Annotated in this window: 26 protein-coding genes; 17 read left to right on the forward strand and 9 right to left on the reverse strand. The window is 38.6% G+C overall.

The window, feature by feature from the left end:
* Nucleotides 1-4 precede the first annotated feature (4 nt).
* Entirely contained in the window at nucleotides 5-406 is a 402-nt protein-coding gene (locus AOR04_RS04605; RefSeq protein ID WP_007377934.1) for a DUF2802 domain-containing protein, read from the forward strand.
* Between the two features lie 31 nt (nucleotides 407-437).
* Here AOR04_RS04605 and AOR04_RS04610 read toward each other — a convergent pair whose 3' ends face one another.
* Together AOR04_RS04610 and fliK are read right to left on the reverse strand one after the other, a co-directional pair.
* Complete coding sequence (locus tag AOR04_RS04610) at nucleotides 438-746, reverse strand: EscU/YscU/HrcU family type III secretion system export apparatus switch protein (protein WP_007377933.1); 309 nt, start codon at nucleotides 744-746, stop codon at nucleotides 438-440.
* Between the two features lie 2 nt (nucleotides 747-748).
* Entirely contained in the window at nucleotides 749-3109 is a 2361-nt protein-coding gene (gene fliK / locus AOR04_RS04615; RefSeq protein WP_096792654.1) for a flagellar hook-length control protein FliK, read from the reverse strand.
* 113 nt (nucleotides 3110-3222) lie between these two features.
* On the opposite strand from fliK, the gene ccmA reads away from it, so the two are divergent.
* Genes ccmA through AOR04_RS04665 form a run of 10 tightly spaced genes read left to right on the forward strand, consistent with a single transcriptional unit; the run spans nucleotide 3223 to nucleotide 10940 of the window.
* On the forward strand, nucleotides 3223-3840 hold the full coding sequence (ccmA, locus tag AOR04_RS04620; RefSeq protein WP_096792655.1) for a cytochrome c biogenesis heme-transporting ATPase CcmA: 618 nt from the start codon (nucleotides 3223-3225) through the stop codon (nucleotides 3838-3840).
* Complete coding sequence (gene ccmB, locus AOR04_RS04625) at nucleotides 3840-4526, forward strand: heme exporter protein CcmB (protein WP_096792656.1); 687 nt, start codon at nucleotides 3840-3842, stop codon at nucleotides 4524-4526. The genes ccmA and ccmB overlap by 1 nt, the downstream gene beginning before the upstream one ends.
* Nucleotides 4526-5263 (forward strand): heme ABC transporter permease, encoded by a 738-nt coding sequence (locus tag AOR04_RS04630; RefSeq protein ID WP_007377928.1) that lies wholly within the window; start codon nucleotides 4526-4528, stop codon nucleotides 5261-5263. Before ccmB ends, AOR04_RS04630 begins: the two co-directional genes overlap by 1 nt.
* A 2-nt stretch (nucleotides 5264-5265) precedes the next feature.
* Complete coding sequence (gene ccmD, locus AOR04_RS04635) at nucleotides 5266-5469, forward strand: heme exporter protein CcmD (protein ID WP_007377927.1); 204 nt, start codon at nucleotides 5266-5268, stop codon at nucleotides 5467-5469.
* Nucleotides 5466-5945 (forward strand): cytochrome c maturation protein CcmE, encoded by a 480-nt coding sequence (gene ccmE, locus AOR04_RS04640; protein ID WP_007585848.1) that lies wholly within the window; start codon nucleotides 5466-5468, stop codon nucleotides 5943-5945. Before ccmD ends, ccmE begins: the two co-directional genes overlap by 4 nt.
* 2 nt (nucleotides 5946-5947) lie before the next feature.
* The gene (locus AOR04_RS04645) at nucleotides 5948-7918 is read left to right on the forward strand and encodes a heme lyase CcmF/NrfE family subunit (protein WP_096792657.1); all 1971 of its coding nucleotides are present in this window, start codon (nucleotides 5948-5950) and stop codon (nucleotides 7916-7918) included.
* Nucleotides 7915-8484, forward strand: a complete 570-nt coding sequence (locus AOR04_RS04650; RefSeq protein ID WP_007377924.1) for a redoxin family protein — start codon at nucleotides 7915-7917, stop codon at nucleotides 8482-8484. Before AOR04_RS04645 ends, AOR04_RS04650 begins: the two co-directional genes overlap by 4 nt.
* Complete coding sequence (locus AOR04_RS04655) at nucleotides 8484-8945, forward strand: cytochrome c-type biogenesis protein (RefSeq protein ID WP_007377923.1); 462 nt, start codon at nucleotides 8484-8486, stop codon at nucleotides 8943-8945. The genes AOR04_RS04650 and AOR04_RS04655 overlap by 1 nt, the downstream gene beginning before the upstream one ends.
* On the forward strand, nucleotides 8946-10199 hold the full coding sequence (gene ccmI / locus AOR04_RS04660) for a c-type cytochrome biogenesis protein CcmI (protein WP_096792658.1): 1254 nt from the start codon (nucleotides 8946-8948) through the stop codon (nucleotides 10197-10199).
* Between the two features lie 9 nt (nucleotides 10200-10208).
* Nucleotides 10209-10940, forward strand: a complete 732-nt coding sequence (locus tag AOR04_RS04665; RefSeq protein ID WP_007377921.1) for an MlaA family lipoprotein — start codon at nucleotides 10209-10211, stop codon at nucleotides 10938-10940.
* Between the two features lie 46 nt (nucleotides 10941-10986).
* Here the strand turns inward: AOR04_RS04665 and AOR04_RS04670 are convergent, their stop codons facing one another.
* Complete coding sequence (locus tag AOR04_RS04670; RefSeq protein WP_008133803.1) at nucleotides 10987-12210, reverse strand: EAL and HDOD domain-containing protein; 1224 nt, start codon at nucleotides 12208-12210, stop codon at nucleotides 10987-10989.
* Nucleotides 12211-12541: 331 nt separating this feature from the next.
* Here AOR04_RS04670 and putP point away from each other — a divergent pair, with 331 nt between their 5' ends.
* Nucleotides 12542-14020 (forward strand): sodium/proline symporter PutP, encoded by a 1479-nt coding sequence (gene putP, locus AOR04_RS04675; protein WP_033031455.1) that lies wholly within the window; start codon nucleotides 12542-12544, stop codon nucleotides 14018-14020.
* A 111-nt stretch (nucleotides 14021-14131) separates the two neighbouring features.
* Here the strand turns inward: putP and AOR04_RS04680 are convergent, their stop codons facing one another.
* Nucleotides 14132-14449, reverse strand: coding sequence for a YebG family protein (locus tag AOR04_RS04680; protein ID WP_033031453.1), 318 nt, complete (start codon nucleotides 14447-14449; stop codon nucleotides 14132-14134).
* Nucleotides 14450-14751: 302 nt separating this feature from the next.
* Between AOR04_RS04680 and AOR04_RS04685 the strand changes: the two genes are divergently transcribed.
* Entirely contained in the window at nucleotides 14752-15048 is a 297-nt protein-coding gene (locus AOR04_RS04685; RefSeq protein WP_096792659.1) for a ComEA family DNA-binding protein, read from the forward strand.
* A 16-nt stretch (nucleotides 15049-15064) separates the two neighbouring features.
* Here AOR04_RS04685 and AOR04_RS04690 read toward each other — a convergent pair whose 3' ends face one another.
* The 3 genes from AOR04_RS04690 to nhaB form a co-directional block, all read right to left on the reverse strand.
* Entirely contained in the window at nucleotides 15065-15367 is a 303-nt protein-coding gene (locus AOR04_RS04690) for a DUF6170 family protein (RefSeq protein ID WP_008133810.1), read from the reverse strand.
* A 5-nt stretch (nucleotides 15368-15372) separates the two neighbouring features.
* Nucleotides 15373-15891 (reverse strand): disulfide bond formation protein DsbB, encoded by a 519-nt coding sequence (gene dsbB / locus AOR04_RS04695; protein ID WP_033031451.1) that lies wholly within the window; start codon nucleotides 15889-15891, stop codon nucleotides 15373-15375.
* Nucleotides 15892-15995: 104 nt separating this feature from the next.
* Entirely contained in the window at nucleotides 15996-17576 is a 1581-nt protein-coding gene (nhaB, locus tag AOR04_RS04700; RefSeq protein WP_096792660.1) for a sodium/proton antiporter NhaB, read from the reverse strand.
* A gap of 304 nt (nucleotides 17577-17880) precedes the next feature.
* Here nhaB and fadR point away from each other — a divergent pair, with 304 nt between their 5' ends.
* On the forward strand, nucleotides 17881-18594 hold the full coding sequence (gene fadR / locus AOR04_RS04705) for a fatty acid metabolism transcriptional regulator FadR (protein WP_007378635.1): 714 nt from the start codon (nucleotides 17881-17883) through the stop codon (nucleotides 18592-18594).
* Nucleotides 18595-18957: 363 nt separating this feature from the next.
* The gene (locus AOR04_RS04715) at nucleotides 18958-19563 is read left to right on the forward strand and encodes a peroxiredoxin (RefSeq protein WP_096792662.1); all 606 of its coding nucleotides are present in this window, start codon (nucleotides 18958-18960) and stop codon (nucleotides 19561-19563) included.
* Between the two features lie 58 nt (nucleotides 19564-19621).
* On the opposite strand, the gene AOR04_RS04720 is transcribed toward AOR04_RS04715, so the two are convergent.
* Nucleotides 19622-22213, reverse strand: coding sequence for a TonB-dependent receptor (locus AOR04_RS04720; protein ID WP_096792663.1), 2592 nt, complete (start codon nucleotides 22211-22213; stop codon nucleotides 19622-19624).
* Between the two features lie 640 nt (nucleotides 22214-22853).
* The gene (gene smpB, locus AOR04_RS04725) at nucleotides 22854-23333 is read right to left on the reverse strand and encodes an SsrA-binding protein SmpB (RefSeq protein WP_004335699.1); all 480 of its coding nucleotides are present in this window, start codon (nucleotides 23331-23333) and stop codon (nucleotides 22854-22856) included.
* A 146-nt stretch (nucleotides 23334-23479) separates the two neighbouring features.
* Here smpB and AOR04_RS04730 point away from each other — a divergent pair, with 146 nt between their 5' ends.
* Both AOR04_RS04730 and AOR04_RS04735 read left to right on the forward strand, forming a co-directional pair.
* On the forward strand, nucleotides 23480-23920 hold the full coding sequence (locus tag AOR04_RS04730; RefSeq protein ID WP_007378640.1) for a type II toxin-antitoxin system RatA family toxin: 441 nt from the start codon (nucleotides 23480-23482) through the stop codon (nucleotides 23918-23920).
* A complete protein-coding gene (locus AOR04_RS04735; RefSeq protein WP_007378641.1) occupies nucleotides 23917-24240 on the forward strand; it encodes an RnfH family protein in 324 nt (107 codons plus the stop codon). The genes AOR04_RS04730 and AOR04_RS04735 overlap by 4 nt, the downstream gene beginning before the upstream one ends.
* Nucleotides 24241-24288: the final 48 nt, after the last annotated feature.

The raw sequence follows: 24288 nt of genomic DNA on the forward strand, positions 1-24288 counted from the left end.
AAATATGCTGTTACTTAGTATTGCAATAGCTGCGCTGGCGATAGGTCTAATATCGTTAGCGTTAGTTTTTGCATTGAAAAATAAACAAACGAGTGAGCTGAATTTTGTCATGCAGCAGCTTAAAGATACCTCCGAACAAACTCATATTTTGCGAAGTGAGGTTTCTGAATTACGAACAGGCTTGTTGAGTATAGGTAAGCGTGTACTTGATGTTGAACAGCAGCATCAAGAATTAGTTCAACAACAAGCGGCTCAAAAGTATGATGATCCAGATGCCAAAATTTATTCGCGTGCTGTTAAAATGGTTGAGTTAGGGGCTGATTTAGAGGAGGTAATACGCGAGTGTGAATTACCTCGCGCTGAGGCTGAATTACTCTTTTCATTGCATAAACAAAAAGGCGCTTAGCGCCTTTTTAGTTATCAGCGTATAAATAATCTCATGCTTTAATATTCAACTTACCTTGAAAGTCTTGCCAACCTGGCGGGAATTGACCCCTTAATACATACGAAAATGCAATGAGTTCTGCAATTACATAATAAAGTTCTTTTGGGATCTCTTCTCCTAACTCTAAATGCGACAACGTTTTAGCAAGTGCAGCATCTTCGTGGATCATAATTCCTTTTAGTTTAGCCGCTGCTATTATTTCATCAGCTAACTCACCAAACCCCTTCACACTTACAGTGGGGGTGTTGCCAGCTTCGTATAAAAGTCCAATGGCTGATTTATTAATAGGTGTATCACTCATAGCTAAACCTTAATATTAATAATTGCATGAGATTTATAAAATGCCTGATTGTTAGCATCTCCTCGTTTTAAATTAAGTTCACCAACTTGCAAACCATGTTTAGCTAGTTTTGATCTTAAATTATCTAGGTGAGGGTGAGCAATTGCGCTTACTTCTTGGCTTGAGGCTAATAGTTGGCAATCAAGTGCTTTATCCATTAACTCAGCAGTAATTTGTAGCTGCCCAAGTTGGGCATAATCAAAGTTTAGCCTTACAAACCATACATTTTTATCTCCTAATTTATCTGCGTTTGGCTTTTTATATTGCCCCAGTGTTATTTCTGTTTGTGCTGCTTCTGGAGGTAATCTCATGGGTAATAAAAATTGTGCAAGCGGGTTTGTGTCTGGCTGTTGATTTGGTGTTGAAATATTCACTTGGGTAAGTGTATTTTTAACTTGTACAATTTCGCTAGCCAAAGCTTGAACTTGAGCCTGTTGGAGTTGCTCAAGCATTTTTGCTCCAGTGTTACCTGTTTTAAAAGTAGGTATAAGTACTTGCAAAAGTGCATCTAAGCCAGTTTGATTATTAAAACTGATAGGTGTTACTGACTGGCTAATTATAGGGGCGGCTAAAATACTCACAGCTACTTGTTCAAGCCCTTTAGTGAAACTACTTTGCAAAATGTCCCCCGTTAGATGAGACGGTTGTAAAGTAGCAAGTATTTCACGCTGTATGGTCGCAGGGTGTGTGTTATTGCTTGAGACCATACGATTAAATGCTTGGTTGATTAACCGAGTTAAATCGGGTGTTTCTTTTATTACTTTATTTGTAATATCAGTGATCTGATTACTTAAAAGTTGTTTATTGCTAGCCATTTTATCTGTAGGGGCGGTGGTGTCAGGAAGCTTTAATAATATAGTTAATAGCTTTGCTTCAATTGGTTGAAGCATTTGACTACGAGAGCCTGTATTAGATAACGGCTCTGCTAATGAGATAATATTTTTAGTAACTGTTTCATTTGTAGTCTTAATTAACGTGTCAGTTTTACTGTTAGTACTCGCATTTAGGATGTTTAATTGATTTGCTTTTAAATCACTTGGTGTAGAGCAAGCTACTGTATTTTGAGTAATGTTATTTGTTGTTGGCGTGTTGGTTGTTATGTTTGAAGGTGATTGCCAAACACTAACACTTCCTTTCATAAGCTGAGTTAGTTGCACAAGCGGCGGGAGTCTAGAAAAGTGCTCGGTCAAAATGTTACTTGTATTTTTTGATATCTGAACACTTGCACTTTGGGTAATGTTAACTCTGTCTAGTGGTACAACTTTGGTGTTTTTTTGTAAGGCGGCGGATGAATTGGCAGCTGTAAACTCTGACTTATTTTGTGTCGTAAAAGGCTTACTTTCAAAATATTTTACCGCATCATTAATTCGTGTTCTTAAGTCACTCAAGCTATTTTGTAGCCACGATTTTATTGGGCTATCAGTAGTAAGTAATGGATTTACTTTAATATTACTCGCAGAAACGGCTACTTCAGGTGCATTATTTTTTTGAGCTAAAAGCAACTCGTTAAATGGTTTCGAGAAGGAGTTATTAAGCATCACTTTTATGTTGCTAGTATCGGTTTTAATAAACAATTTATCAGCCTGGTTTACTAAGTTTACCTTAATTGTCGTGCTAGGTAGTTCACTAACTTGTTTATTATTTATAGGCGTTGTAAACGACCCCGACTTTTGTGGATGAGTTAAAATGGCCAGTTTTGGTGTTGCTTGCAGTTGTGCATTAGGTAGCAGCGCTGCGAGTAATTTAGTCAGTCTTGTTTGACTCAGTGGTTGCGAATGAACTGTATCAGCAAAGCTGTTAATAATATTTAGCTGTGCGCCTTTATTGTTAGTGCTTACAATTACTTTTAAAGATTGCTCGGTTATAAGTAGCTGCGCTACGTCTTTATTTATTGCAATACTGGCGTTGAGTTTATCAATGACTAATTTGGGAGTAGGCGATAAAACAATCTGGACATCCATTGGCTTACTTTCTACCTCAGTGCCTGTGCTTACATAATTTAATAAACGCTGTAACTGAGTTGGTTGACTTAAGATGAGGGTTGTACTGTTTGGTATAATGTTGAGCTTTTTGCCATCAGGGCTGAGCTGTATGTTAGCACTGGCTATTTTTTGTAAGTTTTGAGGTGTGTTAGTCGTGCCAAGCCTTAATGTTTGCCAATGCTTATCAATAAACACATCAAGCGTAATCGAATCTTTCGAAAATTGGATGTTTTTAGCCGCAAGCACCTCATCAGGTAATTGCGATAATTCATTCGTTTGAGCATTGCTCGATTGATTGATAACCAATGAATTAGATAATGTGATTTGCGTTGGCGTATTCATTATTTTAAATCAAGTTTTCTCTATTTTAAGTGAATCGATTTTAAAGCAATATTCGTATTACCCTATCATTATGGTAGACTAACGCCTAATTTTTGGCAGAGAGAATCGTCATCTTGTTACACATTAAGTCCGTCACCTGCATCAAGCAAGATCGTTGTTTGTTTGCGGATCTTAATTTTAGCCTTAATAACGGTCAAATCATGCAATTAGCAGGCCCTAACGGGGCTGGAAAAACATCGTTATTGCGTATTATCGCAGGCTTTTCTGCGCCTGATGAAGGGGCTATATTATACCAAGAATTGCCGATATCTAAGTACTATGAAGAGTATGCCAGAGAGCTATTGTTTATAGGTCATAAAACGGGTGTAAACACTCAGCTTAATGCAGTGGAAAATGTTAGCCATTGGTTGCAAATTAATGGCTATAGCGAGCCTGATTTATACCCTATTTTAGCGAAACTAGGCCTTGTTGGACTTGAAGATGTGCCTGTTAGGATGTTATCTGCTGGGCAACAGCGACGTGTTGCTTTAGTAAGACTATGGTTAAGTGATGCTAAACTATGGGTGCTTGATGAGCCATTTACTGCGCTTGATAAAAGTGGTGTCGCCTTTTTACAACAACGATTTACTGAGCACTTACAAAGCGGTGGTGCTATCTTATTAACAACCCACCAAGATTTAACGACCCACTTTAGTAACTTACAAACGGTTACATTGGAGTATCGTCACTAATGACTCGTCAACACTCATATTGGTTACTATTTAGTGCGGTATTTACCAAAGATATAAAGCTTGCGTTTCGTCAGCGTGCAGAAATTGTAAACCCTATTTTATTTTTCTTAATTGTAATTTCATTATTTCCGTTAGCAATAGGGCCTGAGCCCGGTCTACTTGCGAGAATGGCGCCAGGTATTATTTGGGTTGCCGCATTACTCTCTACCATGTTGGGCTTAGATAAGTTGTTTAGGGATGATTTTAACGATGGCTCGTTGGAGCAGTTAATTGCATCCTCTTATCCATTATCGCTAACCGTACTTGCTAAAGTGGCTGCTCATTGGGTGGTAACAGGTTTACCGCTTGTATTAATGACACCGTTGTTTGCGTTGTTGTTAAACCTAGAAAGTACGGCGTTAACAGCAACCGTTTTAACATTATTATTAGGCACACCATTATTGAGCTTTATTGGCGCAATTGGCGCTGGGCTTACTGTGGGATTACAAAAAGGGGGAATTTTGATGAGTTTACTCGTACTGCCTTTATATATTCCAGTTTTAATTTTTGCAACGTCGGCTATCGATACCAGTACCATGTCACTGGATTATAGTGGACAGCTTGCTATCCTTGGTGCAATGTTACTTATTGCTATTATTAGCGCACCAATTGCCATATCGTCAGCTTTAAAAGTGAGTGTAAGTTAATGTGGAAGTGGTTACATCCCTATGCTAAAGCGGAGCGTGCATATCAATTATGCAATACGTTACTGCCTTATTTTGCCGTAGTTACTGTAGTTAGTATGATTGTTGGTTGGGTATGGGGGCTTGGTTTTGCACCTGCCGATTACCAGCAAAAAGACAGCTACCGTATCATTTTTATTCATGTTCCTTCCGCCATTTTATCTATGGGCGCTTACTCATCAATGGCTATTGCAGCTGTTGTTGCACTTGTATGGCAACTACGAAATGCCGAACTTGCCGTTATTGCTATAGCGCCTGTTGGTGCTTGTATTACAGCTATAGCGCTTATTACTGGCGCTGCATGGGGTAAGCCTATGTGGGGTGCTTGGTGGGTATGGGATGCGCGTTTAACGTCTGAACTTATTTTATTATTTTTATATCTTGGCGTGCTTTCGCTTTACCATGCATTTGAAGATAAGAAGTCAGCAGGGCGTGCGGCTTCTATTTTAGCGATTGTGGGCGTAATCAACTTACCTATTATTCATTACTCAGTTGAGTGGTGGAATACGCTACACCAAGGCGCAAGCATTACAAAATTAGACACAAAAGCAATAGACCCAAGTATGTTTTGGCCACTTATGGTTAATATTTTAGCCTTTGCTGCTTTTGTAGGAACAGTGACTTTAATTCGTCTTAAAAATGAAATTTTACAACGCGAAAAGCACCGACCGTGGGTACGCTCGTTGTTAAATAAGGGGTAATTATGCAGTTTGACTCTTTTTCTGATTTTATTGCAATGGGGGGTTATGGGTTTTATATATGGCTTTCTTTTGGTACATGCGCACTTATTTTACTCGGTATTTTAGTGAGCTCTTTAAGAGATACCAAACGTATTATGGCTTCAGTAGAACAGCAAATAATACGCGAAGCGCGAATTAAAAAAGCTAAACAGGAACAAGTCTCATGAATCCAAGACGTAAAAAGCGCCTATTGGTAATTATTGCCGTGCTGTTTGGTATTGGTGGATCAATTGGTTTAGTGCTTTATGCACTTCAAGAAAACATTAATCTTTTTTATACGCCAAGCGAACTTATTGATGGCAAAGGGCCTAATAAAGAAAAGCCTTTCATTGGCCAAAAGTTACGTATTGGCGGCATGGTTGTACCAGGCACCGTTGAGCGTAATGAACAGAGCTTACAAGTAAGTTTTAAGCTAATAGATACAGGTCCATTAGTGACCGTGCGTTATCAAGGTATATTGCCAGACTTGTTTCGTGAAGGGCAAGGCATTGTAGCGCAGGGCGTATTAATCGAACCTAACGTTATTGAAGCATTTGAAGTGCTAGCAAAGCATGACGAAGAATATATGCCAGCAGAAGTTGCAGAGGCGGTTAAAGGTATTAAGCACGAAAAACCAAAATACAACTTAGATAGTGGTAATTAGCTATGATCCCAGAAATTGGTTATTTTTCTTTAACGCTTGCCATGGTATTAAGCGTTTTACTGTGTATTTTTCCTCTTTGGGGCGCGCATACCGGTAATCTTCGCTTAATGCGTGCAGCTCCCTCTTTAGCAATTGGGCAATTCGCTTTTGTTTTAATCTCTTTTGCAGCACTTATTTACGCCAGTGTAACGGATGATTTTACCGTATCGTACGTAGCATATCATTCAAGTAGCACGCTGCCTTGGTATTACAAAATCACCTCTACATGGGGCGGCCATGAAGGCGCTATTTTACTGTGGCTTGTAATGCAAGCGGGTTGGACAGCAGTAGTTGCTGCACGCTCTAAATCACTCCCTTGGGTGTTACGTGCTCGCGTATTGGGTGTGCTTGGCTTTTTAGGTGTTGGTTTTATGATGTACACCTTGCTACTTTCAAGCCCGTTTGAGCGCCTACTTCCTTATTTTCCGGTAGAGGGGCGTGATTTAAATCCGTTACTTCAAGATCCGGGTATGATTATTCACCCGCCATTACTGTACATGGGTTATGTAGGGCTATCGGTTGCTTTTTCTTTTGCTATTGCTGCGTTATTAACCGGTAAGCTTGATAACACATGGGCTAAGTGGTCACGTCCATGGACAATGACTGCATGGGGCTTTTTAACTCTAGGAATCACAATTGGTAGCTGGTGGGCATATTCAGAGCTTGGCTGGGGCGGCTGGTGGTTTTGGGACCCAGTAGAAAACGCCTCGCTTATGCCATGGCTTGTTGCAACTGCATTATTACACTCTTTAAGCGTGACTGAAAAACGCGGTGTGTTTAAATCGTGGACTGTGTTACTAGCTATCGCAGCGTTTTCATTAAGCCTTTTGGGAACCTTTATTGTACGCTCGGGTATTATTGTATCGGTACACGCTTTTGCAACAGACCCTGATCGTGGCTTATTTATACTTGCCTTCTTAGGCATCGTTGTAGGCGGTGGCTTGGCGTTATATGCACTGCGTGTGTCACAAGTTCACAGTGAAGGACGATACAAGCTGGTATCGCGCGAAGTGGCGTTATGGCTCAATAATATATTTTTAGTGGTTGCTACATTGATCGTATTGCTTGGTACGCTATTACCTATGGTGCATAAAGAGATGGGCCTAGGCAGTATTTCTATTGGCGAACCATTTTTTAATAAAATGTTTGCAATAATTTTAGTGCCGTTTGCTATTTTGATGGGTATAGGACCATTTTTACGCTGGAAGCAAAATAAATGGGCTTTCTTACAAAACAAAATATTAATGGGCGTATTAGCAAGTGTTGTAATTACCTGCGCTTGGTTGTTTTCAAGTTACGACTTAGTAAAACCACTTACGCTATTAGCTACTACGCTTGCGGTTTGGATTGCAATATCAACCGGGATCGATATTTACACTAAAGCCGTAGTGCATGGCACCTTAAAAGAAGGTTTAAAACGCTTAGGTGTAAGTTACTGGGCTATGGTGCTTGGGCATATTGGTATTGCATTTGTTATTGCGGGTGTAACGCTTACATCGGCATATTCAGTTGAGCGTGATGTATCTATGAAACAAGGCGATACAGTCCAGCTTAATCAATATGAATACCGCTTTGATGGTGTTAAAACTATTCGCGGACCAAACTACAGTGGTCATGCTGGTGTTGTATCTGTGCTTAAAAATAATGAATTAGTAACACGCTTACACGCCGAAAAACGTAAGTATGATATTGGTATGCAGTTTATGACCGAGGCGGCAATAGATGCAGGCTTTACACGTGATTTATACTTAGCGTTAGGTGAGCAGTTAAGCCAAGGCGCATGGTCACTTCGCATTTATCACAAACCGTTTGTTCGTTGGATGTGGATTGGTGGTGTGCTTATTTCCCTCGCTGGATTTATGATTTTATTTGATAAACGCTACCGCACATCAGCTAAAACAGCTCGTAGGGCTGCATCGGAGAGTGTTTTATGAACCGTAAAATTTTAGCTATTGCGCCGCTTTTAGTGTTTGTTTTTGTGTGTGTATTTTTATACCAAGGTCTTTTTGCTAACCCTCGTGAAATTCAAACGGGGCGATTAGGCCAAGAAATGCCAGCATTTAATCTACCTGATTTAATGCAAGACAATAAGCCATGGACTAACGAGTCTTTAAAAGGCGAGGTTTACTTACTAAATGTATGGGGCACTTGGTGTCCTACATGTTTAGTTGAGCTTGGCTATTTAACTAAGTTACGTGAGCAAGGTGTTAAAATTATTGGGCTTTATTACGTACAAGGTTACGATGCTGATTTTGATGGCCCTTTTGATATGCAATCACTTCGCACAGAAGTGAGCGATATGCTGCAACGTGCGGGTGACCCATATCAATTTAATATCTTGGATTTACATCGTACTTTGTCGTTGGATTTAGGCGTGTCGGGTGCGCCTGAAACATTTTTAGTCGATAAAAACGGCACTATTTTGTTGCATCACACGGGCGATATAAACCCGCGAGTATGGCGAGCTAAATTTGCGCCAATTATGCAGGAGCTTAAATAATGAAATGGTTACTACTTACGCTTAGCATTTTTGTAAGCATCAGTGCGTTTGCAGAGCAAGACCGCTATCAATTTGATAACAACAAACAAGCAATATTGTTTGAAGAGCTAACTAAAGAGCTGCGTTGTCCTAAGTGTCAAAATCAAAATATTGCGGACTCCGACGCTGTTGTTGCTAAAGACTTACGCGATAAAGTACTCGTATTGGTTAAAGAAGGTAAGAGCAAAGACGAAGTGATTGATTACATGATTGACCGCTTTGGCTATTTTGTTCATTACGACCCACCAGTTACACCCGCGACTTTAGTACTTTGGGTATTACCTGTATTAATTGTCATAGTCGGCTTTGGTTTTATTGTTATTCGCCAGCGAAAAGCATCAGTAAAACAAACCTGGAGCAGTGACGACGAAATGCTGCTAGCTAAGCTAATTGAACAAAATAAACGTCAGGAGCAAAGTTAAATGATTTTAATGTGGGCGTGTTTTGCTTTACTCACACTGGTTGCTCTTGCGTTTGTGATGTTGCCTTTTTTAAAAAAAGAGCACGTTAAAACAATTACTCATAATGCCAATGCGGAGCTAATTAGTATTTATGAGCAGCGTTTAGTTGATTTACAAACCGATTTAGATAATCAACGCATTGATAGCGTCAATCACGCAGAATCAATTGTTGAATTAAAACGCCGTTTATTGAACGAATTATCGCCAGAAAAGTCACTTAATAGCAAAGGTAATAATCGTATTTTTGCTTTAACAGGCGGTGCATTTGTTCTTGCGCTAACGGGGATTTTTTATAGCTTTACAGGTAGTCAGCAGCAAATTTCGGCTTGGCATGATGCAATGGATAATTTAGCGGATTACGGTGAGCGTGCTGTAATGCAAAAAGGTGAGCCGCTTAGTCAAAATGAGCTGCAGGCTTTTGCATTGGCGCTTCGTACTAAGCTTAGCCGTTCGGGCGATGATGAAGTCGCTTGGATGCTACTTGGACGAGTTGCTATGTCGCTTAATGAATTTGACATGGCGCAGCAGTCATTTGATAAAGCACTACGTATGAATCCTGATAATATGCAGGTACTTATTAGTTATAGCCAAGTTTTATTACTAGAAGGCAGCGAAGCTAATATGACCCGTGCGGCAGGTATGCTCTCAAAAGTACTAAAAGTTGAGCCTACCAATTTAGATGCTATTTCGTTACTCGCGCTTATAGCGTATGAGCGTAAAGATTGGCCGCAAGCTAAAACTGCATTTGAAGTTTTATTGGCAAGTATGGGAAAAAATGATTCTCGTTATAGCATGATCTCTGAGCGTATTGCTGATATAGAGCAGCAAATGCAAACGGAAGGCTCAGTTATGCCAGTTACTACTACAACGGGTGCTATTGCAGTTACTGTCGACATTGCAAAAGAGCTTATTGATAAACAACCAAAAAACGGTATTTTATTTATATTTGCAAAAGCTGCAACTGGCTCACCTATGCCATTAGCTGCTGTTAAACTCGCTAAATATTCATTTCCAATTACAGTCGAGTTGAGTGATAGTAGTGCAATGGTTGCAGGGCTTAACTTATCGAGTGCCGAAAATATTATTATTTCGGCGCGTATTTCTATAGATGACTCGGTTATGCCAAGTTCTGGTGAGCTAGAAGGTCATTCACAGTCGTTAAAGCGTGAAAGTGTAAGTGACTACCAACTTCAAATTGATACATTAATACCTTAAGGACGTTAGATGTTAAAGCATAGTTTTACTTTTTTATGTTTATTGGTACTGGCCGGTTGTGCTCAAGTACCACAAAGTAAAGTAGATGAGAGAGATCCTCTGCAAAGTATTAATCGTCCATTATATGACTTTAATATGGATGTACTCGATGCATACTTGTTGCGCCCCGCAGCAGTTGGTTACATGACAGTTACACCTGTACCTGTACGCCAGAGCGTTGTCCATTTTACCGACAATATAACGGCTCCTGTAGATATGATAAATGCCGGCCTGCAAGGTAAGCCGGGTAATGCAAGTGTTAGCCTTGCGCGTTTTTTAGTTAATTCTACTGTTGGCATATTTGGTTTGTTTGATGTTGCCAGCTCATTAGGCCTTGAAGTTGTAGATGAAGACTTTGGACAGACCTTGGGTGTGTGGGGGGTGGGCGATGGCGCTTATTTAATGCTGCCTGCTATGGGGCCAAAAACAGTGCGTAACTTAACGGGTGATGTCGTCGATAACTTTGTACTACCTGAGGTAGCATTAACGACTCCACAAACTATTCTAGTGTTTGTTTTAAAGGCAGTGGAAGCGCGCGCCTCATTAATCCCTCAAGAGGGGCTATTAAATGATTCACTTGATCCATACTTGTTTGTGAAAGATATTTATTTCCAGCGTCAAATTTATGAACTATACGATGGTAACCCGCCAATCAAAGAAGAGCCCGCTGATTTTGATGAAGACTTTTTAGAAAGCTTATAACCCAACACCAGCAAACAAAAACGCCAGCTAAATGCTGGCGTTGTTATTATTCGTGAATCATTAAATGCATTTGCTCATCGACCCAAGCTAGCGCTTCATGGTAGGCATCAGGTACTTTTTCACCAAGGTTTAGTTCTGTAGTTATGTCGTTGGCAGCTGACCAGTTTGCTTGCTCATAATACTTAACTAGGTTTAGGTATTGTGCCAATAAACCTTCGTTATCGAGTAATGCTGCTTTTATTTCGTTAGATAAAGGTAATTTCTGCATTACGCTTTCCATACTCTCATCTAAAATAGCATCCATTAGAGACATCATACCGGTTAAAAAAGCCATGCCAGTATCTTTAAATTGGCCATGAGAAATAGCGAGTAATTCACCAAAACGTGCTCGGGTTAAGGATAATTTGATTAATTCAACGGGCTTATCTGCAGATACTTGCGCAGCAAAAAGTAATGATAAGAGCTTTTTAATTTCGCTAGCGCCAAGCACAATAAGTGCCTGCTTAATTGTACTGATTTCAGCACGCCTTGCAAAGGCAGCAGAGTTTGAATACCTAAGAAGCTTATAAGATAGATTTACATCACGCTCAAATACATTAGTGATTTTTTTAAGATCTATTTCAATACTTGAGGTTTCATACAGTAATTCAGCTAATGCCATCTCTGATGGTGGCAATGCTTTACTTTGCACCATCTCGGGTTTTGAAAAGAAGAATCCCTGAAAATAATCAAAACCGAGTTCTAATGCCAAGCTATACATTTCATACGTTTCAACTTTTTCGGCAAGTAATTTAATATGAGAATGTTGTTTTATATCGTCAATAACGTTTTTTATTGTACTTGTATCACATGTTAAGAAATCAATTTTAATGATGTCTATAAATGGATAAAAGTGACGCCACACAGGCTGATGAATGTAATCGTCAAGTGCAATAGTATACCCTTTATCTTTTAGGTCTTTAACAATTGCTAATAAGCGCTTCCCGGGTTGAACTGTTTCGAGTATTTCAACCACAATTGTATCTTTACCCAGTAGTGTTGGATAACCTTTTGATAACGTATCCAACGTAAAGTTTATATAAGCGGGCTTATTATCAGTTAAATCTTCTAAACCAAAGTTGAATTGACTGCCTTCTATTAAACGTGTTGTCGCTTCGTCACCATCTATATCGGGAAACACATTATCGACGCCATCGCGAAATAAAAGCTCATAACCAATGAGTTCTTTTTCACGATTTAAAATCGGTTGGCGTGCGGCATAAAAGTACATAAACAATTCCGTATGAGTAAAGTCAGCAGGTATTGTAATAATATATTGGAAAACATTCAAAATAGCATTACGTATATTTGCATGATTAATAAATTATCATTAAAAATAAGAGGGTTTATCTGTTTTATTTTGTGAGTTTACATAGTGTTGTTCTAAAAGTGTGCAGCATGAATATTTTTAAACTAGGAAAAGGTAACAAGTTGGAGATTTCCATATTAGGCATGATATAGTCGGCTGGAATGCTTTTACCTCAATGCTGTCTTTATTATAAAATTTTAAGAGTCAATATTCGGATTAAAAGCTTGGTATTATTAAATGTGCGGAGGCTAATTTGGAAACAGGAATGATTATTTCACTGGCGTTATATTTTGTTGTAATGCTAGGTATCGGACTATATGCATATAAACAATCTACAAGCGATGTCTCTGGTTACATGTTAGGTGGGCGAAACCTTTCCCCCAGTGTCGCTGCATTATCTGCTGGCGCATCTGACATGAGTGGTTGGATTTTAATGGGCTTGCCTGGTGCAATGTTTGTAAGTGGATTTAGCAGTACATGGATAGCGATTGGTTTGATCGCAGGTGCTTGGTTAAACTATTTTTTAGTAGCTCCAAGACTCAGAGTTTATACAGAAAAAGCAAATGACTCGATTACTATTCCAGATTATTTTTCAAATCGTTTTAACGACAAATCTAACTTACTACGCGTTGTATCTGCAGTAGTTATTATTGTTTTCTTTACGCTTTATACCTCTTCTGGTGTTGTTGCCGGCGGTAAATTATTTGAAAGCTCATTTGGGCTAAGTTATGAGATGGGTTTGTATATCACTACAGGTGTTGTTGTTTTATATACTTTGTTTGGTGGTTTTTTAGCCGTCAGCTTAACTGACTTTGTTCAAGGTTGTATTATGTTCATCGCACTAATTTTAGTGCCTTGTGTAACCTACTCACTTTTAGAACAGCCTTTAGAGTCCACTTTACATAGTGTAAACCCCGAAATGCTTAATTGGATAGGTGCAGGGTCTACTTTAGGGATTATTTCAGCAATGGCTTGGGGGTTGGGATACTTTGGACAGCCTCATATTATTGTGCGCTTTATGTCTGTTCGTAGTGTGAAGGAGATGCCCACAGCGCGTCGTATAGGTATGACTTGGATGATTGTTGCTGCTGTTGGTGCAGTTGCTACTGGTATTTTTGGCGCCGCTTACACATACGAAAATAATATTACGGTCAAAGACCCAGAAACTATTTTCTTAGTGCTTTCAGAGCTTTTATTTCATCCACTAATAGCAGGCTTTTTACTTGCCGCTATATTAGCTGCAATTATGAGCACAATCTCATCTCAGTTATTAGTGAGTTCAAGTTCACTAACAGAAGATTTTTACAAAACATTTTTGCGTAAAGAGGCGAGTGATAAAGAGCTAGTGGCTGTTGGCCGTATCAGTGTTGCTATAGTTGCTATGTTTGCCATTTACTTAGCTTACGACAGAGATAGCTCTATTTTAGATTTAGTAAGTAATGCTTGGGCAGGCTTTGGCGCCGCGTTTGGACCATTGGTTTTATTTAGCCTTTATTGGAAACGCATGAACTTTGCCGGTGCATTATCGGGTATGTTAGTGGGTGCATTTACTGTGCTAATTTGGATTTATGGCCCATTCACTATTAATGGCGAAAGCTTAAGTAGCTTTATGTACGAAATTGTACCTGGCTTTATTTTATCTTGCATCGCAATTGTTGTTATCAGCTTAGTAACAAAAGAGCCAGAGCAAAACATCACTGCTTTATTTGATGAAGTAGAGAAAGAGCTTTAAATAGCAATTACCACCTATTTTAAAATAAGTGGTAAGCAATAAAAAAGGGAGCAACTTAGTTGCTCCCTTTTTTATTTAGCTTAACTCATCCAATAGGGAGCAAACGGCTAGTTAACTTGCTTTTTTATCGTTGTTGTCTTCAGTTGATGCAACGTTATCTGACTTTTTAGTTTTTGTTGGGGCTTTGGTGACAACTGGGTCTTTGCCACCTTTTAATATAGTCATAAAGTCTTCTTTACTCTTTGCTATTTCTAAAGCAAGTGACTCTATTTGTTGCTCGCTTAATGGCACATCTACCTTTTCTAACATTAGCTCAAGCGACTCAGCAATATCGAGCATTTTGTCATAAGCATCAGCTTCTTTTTTAGTAGTAAACGTCATGCGCTCGACTCCGTTTCGTTCTACAACATATTTAACAACAACAGCCATGATTTCTCCTGCAAGCTTGCGTGGCAATGTGGTTTATGAAAACCATTAGATTACTGTTTTTATGTACAGTAATGGTTTGTGGTGTAATTTGCAAGTATCTGATATTAATTTTTAGTTTATTTAAGATTTGACAAAAAACTGTAACTTTACTTTATTTAATAAATCACTTGTTGTACCAGCTGCATTTTAGGATTTCGGATAATAGTGATCATGTGTTTAGGTGATTTTATATAATGAGCTATTTTTATTTTACTATTTCCTGAGCAAAATTTAATAATTCGAAAGTACAATAAGGAAAATAAATGCGTCTTTTACAAAAACTCTTATTCATAAGTATATTATGTTTGCTCCCGACTACTGCAGCGTTTTCACAGGTAGTTGATGTGGTCAAAGAAATGCCTAAATATGATGTTGTAAGTATTAATGATGCTAATGCGAGTATGCTCGCTAAGCTACCAGGAATAGGGAAGAAAAAAGCACAAGCAATAGTTGATTATAGGGAAGCAAATGGAGAGTTTACTGAAGTAAACGATTTAGCGAAAGTGAAAGGTGTAGGAAAAAAGTTAATAACTAAGCTAAAAGATAAAATAACATTATAAGTGGGTTAGGGCGCTTCTAAGCGCCCTGATCATATTCTTTTAATGCTTTACTAAGATTTTTTTTGGCAAAATTAATTTCGATAGGCGTAGTTAATAATGGATAACAAAGTACACCAAGCATTAAAAATGGAATAACTACCCAGCCTTCAAATAGGGTAAATATTAAAAACAGTGGGCTTAATAATATAAGCTTTATTATACGTAATAACACGCGTTCAGTAGGTGAGATCAGACCTAGCGATAGGGCTATAACGGCTTGCCTTTCGCGTACTTTTAAATGTTTTAATTCTATAATTTGACTCGAAAAAAAAGTAAACATACTAATTAAACCGATCTTTTAAAAAGTAAACGACTACTAATCACTATAAAAAATACACTAGCAAATAGTCCAAATATGATTTCCATCCAAGCGGGCATACTCAAACCCAAAAATTGCCAGTCTATATTTCCACAATCACCAGTTGCCTGAAAAAAGCTAGGGATCCACTCATGCAATGGTAAAAATGATGGGAAATTAGGTTCAAATTCACAGCTAAAAGCAAAAGGGTCTGTGGTGGTTTGCATATCTATATGTTCTTGAGCAATCAGGTATCCCCAAACACTTGATACGCCCCAAGTTAAGTAAGCCGCTATTCTGACTACTTTGTTTTGCGGTTTAATTGAGCCAATAATACCAGCGCTAAGTAACCCTAGTACTGCGGTACGTTGATAAATACACATTATGCAAGGTGCTAACCCCATTTTGTATTGAAAGAAAAGGGCGGTTACTTCAAGTAAAAAAACAATAACGGTGAATAAAATCCACGGAGTACGTTGAGTCGGTAATTGTGCAAGCCAGTTCATAAAAATTCCACGCTTAAATAAGACGATATATTATGGCGTAGGATAAAGTACGCAGCAACAAAAAGGAAAAAAAAGCTACCGAAGTAGCTTTTTTTAAGATGAGATTAGTGACTACTTGATGCAGCCCCTATGGTCGCTACATGATGATCTATCCAGCCCCATTGATACATTAGTTCGGTCATATCGCTTAAACCTATGTAAGTAAAGGTAAGCCCTATAGTAGTTAACACGATTGTATATGGTAATGCCATGTAAACCATTCTCCCATAGGACAAACGCAGTACTGGGGCAAGTGTTGATGTAAGCAAAAATAAAAATGCAGCTTGACCGTTTGGAGTCGCAACACTTGGTAAATTGGTACCTGTATTAATAGCAACAGCTAAAAGGTCGAATTGATCACGGGTAATTTCCCCAGATTTCAGTGCCGCTGCAACTTCGTTTATATACACAGTACCAACAAATACATTATCGCTTACCATGGAGAGTAACCCATTGGCGATAAAGAACATGACTAATTGTAATTGCCCTTCAAATGTAAGTACCCAAGCAATAACAGGTGTGAATAGGTGTTGGTCTATAATAACGGCAACAACGGCAAAAAACACACATAAAAGCGCTGTAAATGGCAGAGCTTCCTCAAATGCTTTTCCTAGTTGATGTTCTTCAATAATACCGGCAGAGGCAGTTGCCAATATAATCACTGATAAACCTATTAACCCAACAGCGGCTAAATGCATTGCTAAACCGACAATAAGCCATACCGCAATGAACGCTTGGATAGTTAAGTTAACTTTATCGCGTTTAGTTCGTTTACTATCAAGCCCTTCAGCGTGATTTTTTAAAATAGTGTGAATTTTTTTAGGTAATTTAGCGCCATACCCAAAGGCTTTTGTTTTTTCCAGAACAAAAGTAGTTAATAAACCAGCAAAAAATACAGGCAAGGTGATAGGGAGCATTCTTAAGAAAAACTCACCAAACTGCCAACTCGCTCGCTCAGCAATAATTAAATTTTGAGGCTCTCCAACCATAGTACAAACACCACCGAGTGCAGTGCCAATAGATGCATGCATTAATAGGTTACGTAAAAAAGCACGAAACTCTTCGAGTTCTTGGCGATTAACTTCTTTTACTTGATTATCATCATTTATATCATGTTCGCTGTTGGAGTCTTTTCCTGACGCAACTTTGTGATAAATACTGTAAAATCCCATTGCAACGGCAATGACTACTGCCATAACTGTTAATGCATCTAAAAATGCAGATAAGAAAGCAGCTGCAAGAGTAAACGCTAAAGATAAAATAGATTTACTTCTGACTGACACGACTAGTTTCGTAAAAATGTAGAGTAATAAATCTTTCATGAAGTAAATGCCGGCGACCATAAAAATCAACAGCAAAATTACATCTAAGTTTTGTGCTATTTCATGTTCAACTTGTCCTGCAGTCGTCATTCCTATAAATAAGGCTTCAATGACAAGTAAGCCACCAGGCTGCAGTGGATAGCATTTAAGTGCCATTGCCAAGGTGAATATAAATTCTAATACTAACGCCCAGCCTGCCACGTATTGATTTAGTTGAAAAAGGATAGGGTTAATAATTAGAAACGTAATGATCGTATATTTATACCATTGTGGCGCATTACCTAAAAAATTCTTAAATATTGCAGTTAAAACACTCTGCTGCATAGGTGTTCCTTTTTATTGTACTTATATGTATAGCTAGTGCCTGTTAAGTTAATTCAGCTAAAGCTTTGTGTAAACAAAAATATGCAAGTGATAACAATGTACCTAATGTGAATGTGGCCTATATTTATATACACTGTAGCTAAAATAGAAAAATCAAAATTTAATTATTTATAAATATTAAATTTCTACTCATTTGGTTGAACTAATATACCTTACTTTACTTGTTAGTTGTGCTTCCTCTGGTACAATCAGTCAGTTATTCGTGTAAGACGATAAGTTGTAGATTACTTCGAGTGGGAATTGAATGAGAATTTTTAAAGCGAAAAGCCCAGCAGGATTTGCTGAAGAATATATAGTTGAGTCTATTTGGAATGGCGATTTCCCTCCAGGTTCAATTCTACCTGCCGAGCGAGAGCTCTCAGAGTTAATTGGTGTCACAAGAACAACTTTACGAGAAGTACTACAGCGTTTAGCTCGCGATGGTTGGTTGACTATCCAGCACGGTAAACCGACACGAGTTAATAATTTTTGGGAAACGTCTGGTTTAAATATTCTTGAAACGTTAGCACGCCTTGATGAAGATAAAATGCCTGAGCTGACAGATCAGCTTTTATCGGCAAGAACGAATATTAGTGCTATTTATACGCGTGCCGCTATTAAGTTGAATCCAGAGCGCGTTATTGAAATTTTATCACAAAGCCATGAACTAGAAGATACTGCACAGGCATTTGCTGATTACGATTATAAAGTTCATCACGAATTAGCAGTTGCTGGTAATAACCGTATTTATGTATTAATTCTTAACGGTTTTAGAGGGTTTTATTCAAAGATTGGTTGTCATTACTTTTCAGATGCAGGAACACGAGAGCTTGCCCGTCAGTTTTATAAAGATTTAACTATACTGGCTGAAAATAAAGAGCATGATGGCGCTATTTCTATGATGCGTAAGTATGGTCATCAAACGGGTGAAATTTGGCAGAATATTCGAGGTGATATGCCTTCGGATATAATGGATTAAATCTAAACGAAAAACCTGCATTTGCAGGTTTTTTTATCTGTAAAAATTCATACCACATTATATGTTTTTTTTAAACAATTTAATGTATTAACCCTTCTTCAGTAACGCTAAAAATACTATCTAATTACAACGCAATTTACACCTCAAAATAGATCTATTATTCAAGCAGATTAGTGCAAGTTGTAAGTGTTCGTTATTTTCGATTGCTCACATCGCTAAATACGATTGTTATTTTTAAACTAAAAAATTTAGAATGCCAATTAATTATATGTATGCGCTATTGGTTTTTAATTTTTAGCGCCCATATAAGTACCAGCATTGCGAAAGCAATTGAAAACAAACTCAAAATATTTGGAGAATAAAATGGGTGTATTAGTAGGCCGCCAGGCACCAGACTTTACCGCTGCAGCTGTTCTTGGTAACGGTGAAATTGTAGATAGCTATAACCTTCATGAAACAATCAAAGGTAAAAAAGCAGTTATCTTCTTTTACCCACTAGATTTCACGTTTGTGTGTCCTTCAGAACTTATTGCATTTGATAAGCGTTTTGAAGAGTTCCAAAAGCGTGGCGTAGAAGTTATTGGTGTTTCTATCGATTCACAATTCTCACATAACGCATGGCGTAACACTGTTGTAGCAGATGGCGGTATTGGTAAAGTTCAATACGCACTAGTTGCAGATGTTAAACACGAAATTTGTAAAGCATATGACGTTGAGCATCCTGAAGCGGGTGTTGCGTTTCGTGGGTCATTCTTAATCGACGAAGAAGGCAATGTACGTCACCAAGTAGTGAACGATTTACCACTAGGTCGTAACATCGATGAAATGCTTCGTATGGTTGACGCACTAGCGTTCCATACTGAACACGGTGAAGTATGTCCTGCTGGTTGGACTGAAGGTAAAAAAGGTATGGACGCAAGCCCTGAAGGCGTTGCAAAGTTCTTATCTGAAAACGAAGGCGAGCTATAATTTAGCCCTTAGTTTTAAATAAAAAACCGCCAATTGGCGGTTTTTTTTGTGTCTTTACTTAGAAGGAGAAGCTTACTTTAGTATACAGGTAACGGCCACGAGGGTTGTGCACACCTGACGCATAACCATATAAATCGCCATCGCCATCACCAATAGCAAATGGTGGCTCTTCATCAAATAAGTTATTAACACCTAAAGATATTTTAGCTGATTCAGTAATACGGTACGATGTTTGTAAATCCACAAGCGTTTGTGAATCTATCATACGCGATGTATTACTATCAAAATCTAAATTACCATCAAAGTCGATATCAGGTGTATCTTCAAATTCACCCACATAACTGATATTTACGTTAGTGTTAAAGTCGCCAATTTCCCAGTTAGTTGAGAAAATAAAGCGGTGCTCTGGGTAACCATATTCACCCGTGTAATCACGGCCATCTTTTTCAAATTTATCTTGATATGCCCACTCTAGATTAAATTTAAGTAAACCTAAGTCATCAAGAGAGTGATTATAGTTTGCTGAAAGATCAACACCAGACACTTCCTGCGATGATAAGTTTTTAAAGGTGCTGTGTATTTTTTGTATTGTGCCCAAGCTTGCACCACCCGTTGGGGCCAAACGAACACACACGGTACTACTTTGACTGCCACATTCTGCAGCGTAAATAGGGCCAAACTCTTCTTCATCTATTTTGTTATCTTGGGTAATACTCCATACATCAACACTTAAGCCAAACTCGGCTGTTGGTGCCCATATAACGCCCACGTTCCATGATTCTGACTCTTCTGCTTGTAAATCAGGGTTACCAGAGAACTCAATATTGTAATCCAGCGCTTGGCAATCTAACCCAGTTTGTTCACAGCGCTGCGTATCAACAAAAAATTGGCTCTTTTGTGACGGACCTAAGCCTATTTGCGCTAATGAAGGCGCTCTAAAGCCTTGCGCCCATGAACCTCGAACGGTTACTTCATCAGTCGGTGCCCAGCGCAGAGCTACTTTTGGATTCGTTGTAGTACCAAAGTCGCTGTAATCATCGTAACGACCAGCTAATTGCAATTCAAGGTTTTCAGCAAGCGGGATTGAGAATTCAACGTATGCAGCGTATTGATCACGATCTGCTGAAGCGGATACTGATTCAGTACCAAATATTAAACCACGTTGAAATTGATCATCAGGAGTGTCATTAACGTCTTCTTCACGGTACTCAATACCTGCAGCCATCATTACTACATCATCGCCAAAACTAAATGCTTCGCCTGTAATGTTTGCATCAAAGGAAGTCATGTGAGACTCACCACGACGTACTAGGCTTGTTGTAATACGATCAATTACAGCAGGGTCGTTGTATGTGCCACCAAATGGATTGTAGTTTCCTGCATCAATTTCTTGTTGTAAGAAATCAGTACGCACCCAACCTTGTGTTCTATCACCTGTTTGCAGAGATTTACTTCGGCCTTTTTGTACAGCGGTTTCCCAGCTCCAGTCATTAAACTCACCTCTAAGCCCTGCAACAAAGCGTAAGGTATCTGACTCAATATCCCATTGGCGAGCACCCGCATCAACTGTACGGTAACGACCAATTTGAATGTCTTCACCAAATGGATTGTTAGGGTGACTAGCAGGCACTGTCAGGCCAGCATCTTCATCAAGTGGTGTTGGTGCTCCTGCAGCGACAGAACTATTATGCTGAACAGCCATTTCTAAAAAGCCTGTAATACCGTTATCAAAGCGGTATTCAAATTGTGAAATAGCGCCTATACGTTCAGAGGCTGGGGAAATATAGCCATATGGGCCGTAATCAAATAAACAGCTACCACTTGAAGTTGCATTTTCAGCAGGACAATCAGGATCGATAGTTTTAACACCATCTACATAAAAGTAGCCAGGAAAACCACGAGATGAACGGAAATCCTCACCACCATAAGGCGATTGGTTTGCAGTGCCTAGGCGGCCCATTTCATCAGAAGAAAGGGATGTATTTTTAAAGTAATCGATAATAACGGATGCACTACTTTTTTCGCTCGTAGTACCCCAAACAAGGCTGGCTGTTGTCTCTTCATAATTTGGACCATCTGTACCGCCATAGCCTAAATTAATCTCAACGCCGTCAATATCTTTCTTTAAAATAACGTTAACTACACCGGCTACTGCATCTGAGCCATAAATAGCTGAAGCGCCATCTTTTAGTATATCGATGCGCTCAATAGCAGAAACGGGAATACTGTTAATATCTACAAATGAGTTGGTGATACCTTCCGCAAAAGCACTAATTGATACACGACGACCATTGATTAGTACCAGTGTTGCATCAGCACCTAAGCCTCGTAAGCTTACTGCAGCTGAGCCGTTAGCGGTTGAATCTTGATTATTTCCACGGGTTGAAAAAGTACCGCTACCTGCCACAGGCATTCTTTCTAGAAGCTGTTGTAAGTTATCGTAACCCATGTTTTCGATTTCAGCTCTACCGATTGATTGCACCGGAGAAGGCCCTTCAATATCAGTTCGCTTAATACGAGAACCAGTAACTTGAATTCGCTCTACTTTTTTAGCTTCTTCTGCTGCGTAAGTTGTTGTTGTAAAACCTGCCGATAATGCGAGTGTTGCACTCACAATAATGCTATGTGTAAATACTGTTGATTGTTTCATCCTTAAACCCTTGTTTATTTATTGTAAAATTATTTGCTTAACAAGCGAATTAATTAATAGCATGTAAATTAAAGGTTATCAATCGTGTTTTTTAGGGTTTGATTATGAATTTTAAAGAGTTTTTATATATTAATTTTTATATATTTTTGCTTGAGGCCAAACTGGGCGTGAATAGGAGCTGTATTTGATATTTCTTGTCTTGTTAAATTAGGCTGAAAAAGTAAGTAATGAAGATAAAACTAATTTGTAATAATTTATTTCTTGGGAAATTAGGGCTGCTTATCTTTTTAGGTTGAATTTTCACCAAACGTTTGGTTTTTAGCTAAGGTAGAGCTTATGTTGCTCGATTTTTTGAGTCTACGAGGTTATAAACTTTGCGCCGTGACAATACTAACCGGCATAAATATTTGAACAATTTAACGAATTAAATAACTCTATGACGTTGTTAAAATTCTTTATTTAGAACAACTAAATATAAAAATTTTTGCCTAGATTTATCAAAGCGAATTTACGTGACGCTCGCAACTTTATTGCTATTAAGCTCAACAGAGTTAACATTTTAAATAGCTGCTTGAGATCTGTTTACTACGGGGAGGTTATCCATATCAAATAAAATGCCTAACAAGGTTAGGCATTTTTATTATACTTTGTGCTTCATTAAGCGTTCTTTTTCGCGAGACCAATCTTTGTTTTTCCCGTCGTCTCGTTTGTCATGTAGCTTTTTACCTTTTGCTAGATGAAATTCAAGTTTTACCCAACATTTCTTCCAGTACATAGCAGTAGCAATTAATGAATAACCATCTCGCTCTGTTGCTCCGAGTAGACGGTCAAGTTCGCGTCTGCTTAATAGTAATTTACGATAACGTAACGGATCGCAAATTACGTGGGTTGATGCACTATTAAGTGGCTGGATTTGCGCGCCAAGTAAAAATGCTTCGCCATTTTTAAGGTGAATATAAGTTTCGGTGATGTTTACTTTTCCAGCTCGGATACTTTTAACTTCCCAGCCTTGGAGTTCGACACCCGCTTCAAACTTATCGTGTAAAAAATACTCATGTCGCGCTTTTTTGTTTAGCGCGATGGTATTACTTGTCGATTTTGATGAATTTTTCTTAGCCATAGTGCCCTATAATATACGTAATGTGAGATGTTTTACATCGATTTTTTAATAATGCTTTTAAAAATTAAGCTTTTATTTAAGCTGTATGAAAATTTGGGGAAACGCACAAAGCTTGCTAAAATTCGCCCACACAGTTGGGAGTGAGTATGCCACAAATAGAAAAAAGTGCGCTTGTTATGTACAGCACTAAAGAGATGTTTGATCTAGTTAATGATGTAGAAGCTTATTCACAGTTTTTACCAAATTGCTCAGACTCAAAAATTGTTTCACAGCATGATAATAACATGACCGCGAGTTTAGAAATATCTAAGGCGGGTATAAAAAAGTGGTTTACCACCGAAAACACCTTTGTTGATGAACAAACCGTGTTACTGCGCCTAGTGGATGGGCCATTTAAAATGCTGCAGGGTCGTTGGCACTTTCAAGCACTTGATGCTAAAGCATGTAAAGTTTATTTAGAGCTAGAGTTTGAGTTTTCAAGCAAATTAATCGAACTTGCTTTTGGTAAAATATTTAACGATGTTGCCAAAAACATGGTGAGTGCATTTACTCAACGTGCCAAGCAGGTTTATGGAGCGCGAGTATGATTAATGTTGAGGTGGTATTTGCATTACCAACCATGGCGACGTGTTTATCACTTGAAGTACCAGAGGGGACGACAGCAGAGCAAGCTGTTATCCAATCTGGCATTATAGAAAAATGTCCAGAAATAGAGGCTACTTCATTAACTCTAGGCGTTTGGAATCGAACGGTAAAATTAAATCAAGAACTTAAAAATGGTGATAGAGTTGAAATTTATCGCCCATTAATTGCAGATCCTAAAGATGCCCGTAGAAAACGCGCTGAAAAAGCAAAGGAAGAAGGGCGAGCAAACAAAGTAACGGGTGGGCGTCCATTAGAACGTTAACGTAGAAATAAAAAAGGTGAGCACGGGTCACCTTTTTTATTAACGCAC

This window comes from Pseudoalteromonas sp. 1_2015MBL_MicDiv (assembly GCF_002407505.1).
Classification (GTDB): Bacteria; Pseudomonadota; Gammaproteobacteria; order Enterobacterales; family Alteromonadaceae; genus Pseudoalteromonas; species Pseudoalteromonas fuliginea.

Excerpts from the sequence above, each read along its gene's own strand:
- AOR04_RS04715 (WP_096792662.1), top strand. The coding sequence starts at position 18,958 with ATGGGTGTATTAGTAGGCCGCCAGGCACCAGACTTTACCGCTGCAGCT.
- ccmD (WP_007377927.1), top strand. The coding sequence starts at position 5,266 with ATGCAGTTTGACTCTTTTTCTGATTTTATTGCAATGGGGGGTTATGGG.
- AOR04_RS04680 (WP_033031453.1), bottom strand. The coding sequence starts at position 14,449 with ATGGCTGTTGTTGTTAAATATGTTGTAGAACGAAACGGAGTCGAGCGC.
- smpB (WP_004335699.1), bottom strand. The coding sequence starts at position 23,333 with ATGGCTAAGAAAAATTCATCAAAATCGACAAGTAATACCATCGCGCTA.
- fadR (WP_007378635.1), top strand. The coding sequence starts at position 17,881 with ATGAGAATTTTTAAAGCGAAAAGCCCAGCAGGATTTGCTGAAGAATAT.
- ccmI (WP_096792658.1), top strand. The coding sequence starts at position 8,946 with ATGATTTTAATGTGGGCGTGTTTTGCTTTACTCACACTGGTTGCTCTT.
- AOR04_RS04690 (WP_008133810.1), bottom strand. The coding sequence starts at position 15,367 with ATGTTTACTTTTTTTTCGAGTCAAATTATAGAATTAAAACATTTAAAA.
- nhaB (WP_096792660.1), bottom strand. The coding sequence starts at position 17,576 with ATGCAGCAGAGTGTTTTAACTGCAATATTTAAGAATTTTTTAGGTAAT.
- AOR04_RS04650 (WP_007377924.1), top strand. The coding sequence starts at position 7,915 with ATGAACCGTAAAATTTTAGCTATTGCGCCGCTTTTAGTGTTTGTTTTT.
- ccmB (WP_096792656.1), top strand. The coding sequence starts at position 3,840 with ATGACTCGTCAACACTCATATTGGTTACTATTTAGTGCGGTATTTACC.
- ccmE (WP_007585848.1), top strand. The coding sequence starts at position 5,466 with ATGAATCCAAGACGTAAAAAGCGCCTATTGGTAATTATTGCCGTGCTG.
- AOR04_RS04730 (WP_007378640.1), top strand. The coding sequence starts at position 23,480 with ATGCCACAAATAGAAAAAAGTGCGCTTGTTATGTACAGCACTAAAGAG.
- AOR04_RS04735 (WP_007378641.1), top strand. The coding sequence starts at position 23,917 with ATGATTAATGTTGAGGTGGTATTTGCATTACCAACCATGGCGACGTGT.
- AOR04_RS04655 (WP_007377923.1), top strand. The coding sequence starts at position 8,484 with ATGAAATGGTTACTACTTACGCTTAGCATTTTTGTAAGCATCAGTGCG.
- AOR04_RS04685 (WP_096792659.1), top strand. The coding sequence starts at position 14,752 with ATGCGTCTTTTACAAAAACTCTTATTCATAAGTATATTATGTTTGCTC.
- AOR04_RS04665 (WP_007377921.1), top strand. The coding sequence starts at position 10,209 with ATGTTAAAGCATAGTTTTACTTTTTTATGTTTATTGGTACTGGCCGGT.
- dsbB (WP_033031451.1), bottom strand. The coding sequence starts at position 15,891 with ATGAACTGGCTTGCACAATTACCGACTCAACGTACTCCGTGGATTTTA.
- AOR04_RS04720 (WP_096792663.1), bottom strand. The coding sequence starts at position 22,213 with ATGAAACAATCAACAGTATTTACACATAGCATTATTGTGAGTGCAACA.
- AOR04_RS04645 (WP_096792657.1), top strand. The coding sequence starts at position 5,948 with ATGATCCCAGAAATTGGTTATTTTTCTTTAACGCTTGCCATGGTATTA.
- AOR04_RS04630 (WP_007377928.1), top strand. The coding sequence starts at position 4,526 with ATGTGGAAGTGGTTACATCCCTATGCTAAAGCGGAGCGTGCATATCAA.
- fliK (WP_096792654.1), bottom strand. The coding sequence starts at position 3,109 with ATGAATACGCCAACGCAAATCACATTATCTAATTCATTGGTTATCAAT.
- AOR04_RS04670 (WP_008133803.1), bottom strand. The coding sequence starts at position 12,210 with ATGTACTTTTATGCCGCACGCCAACCGATTTTAAATCGTGAAAAAGAA.
- AOR04_RS04610 (WP_007377933.1), bottom strand. The coding sequence starts at position 746 with ATGAGTGATACACCTATTAATAAATCAGCCATTGGACTTTTATACGAA.
- AOR04_RS04605 (WP_007377934.1), top strand. The coding sequence starts at position 5 with ATGCTGTTACTTAGTATTGCAATAGCTGCGCTGGCGATAGGTCTAATA.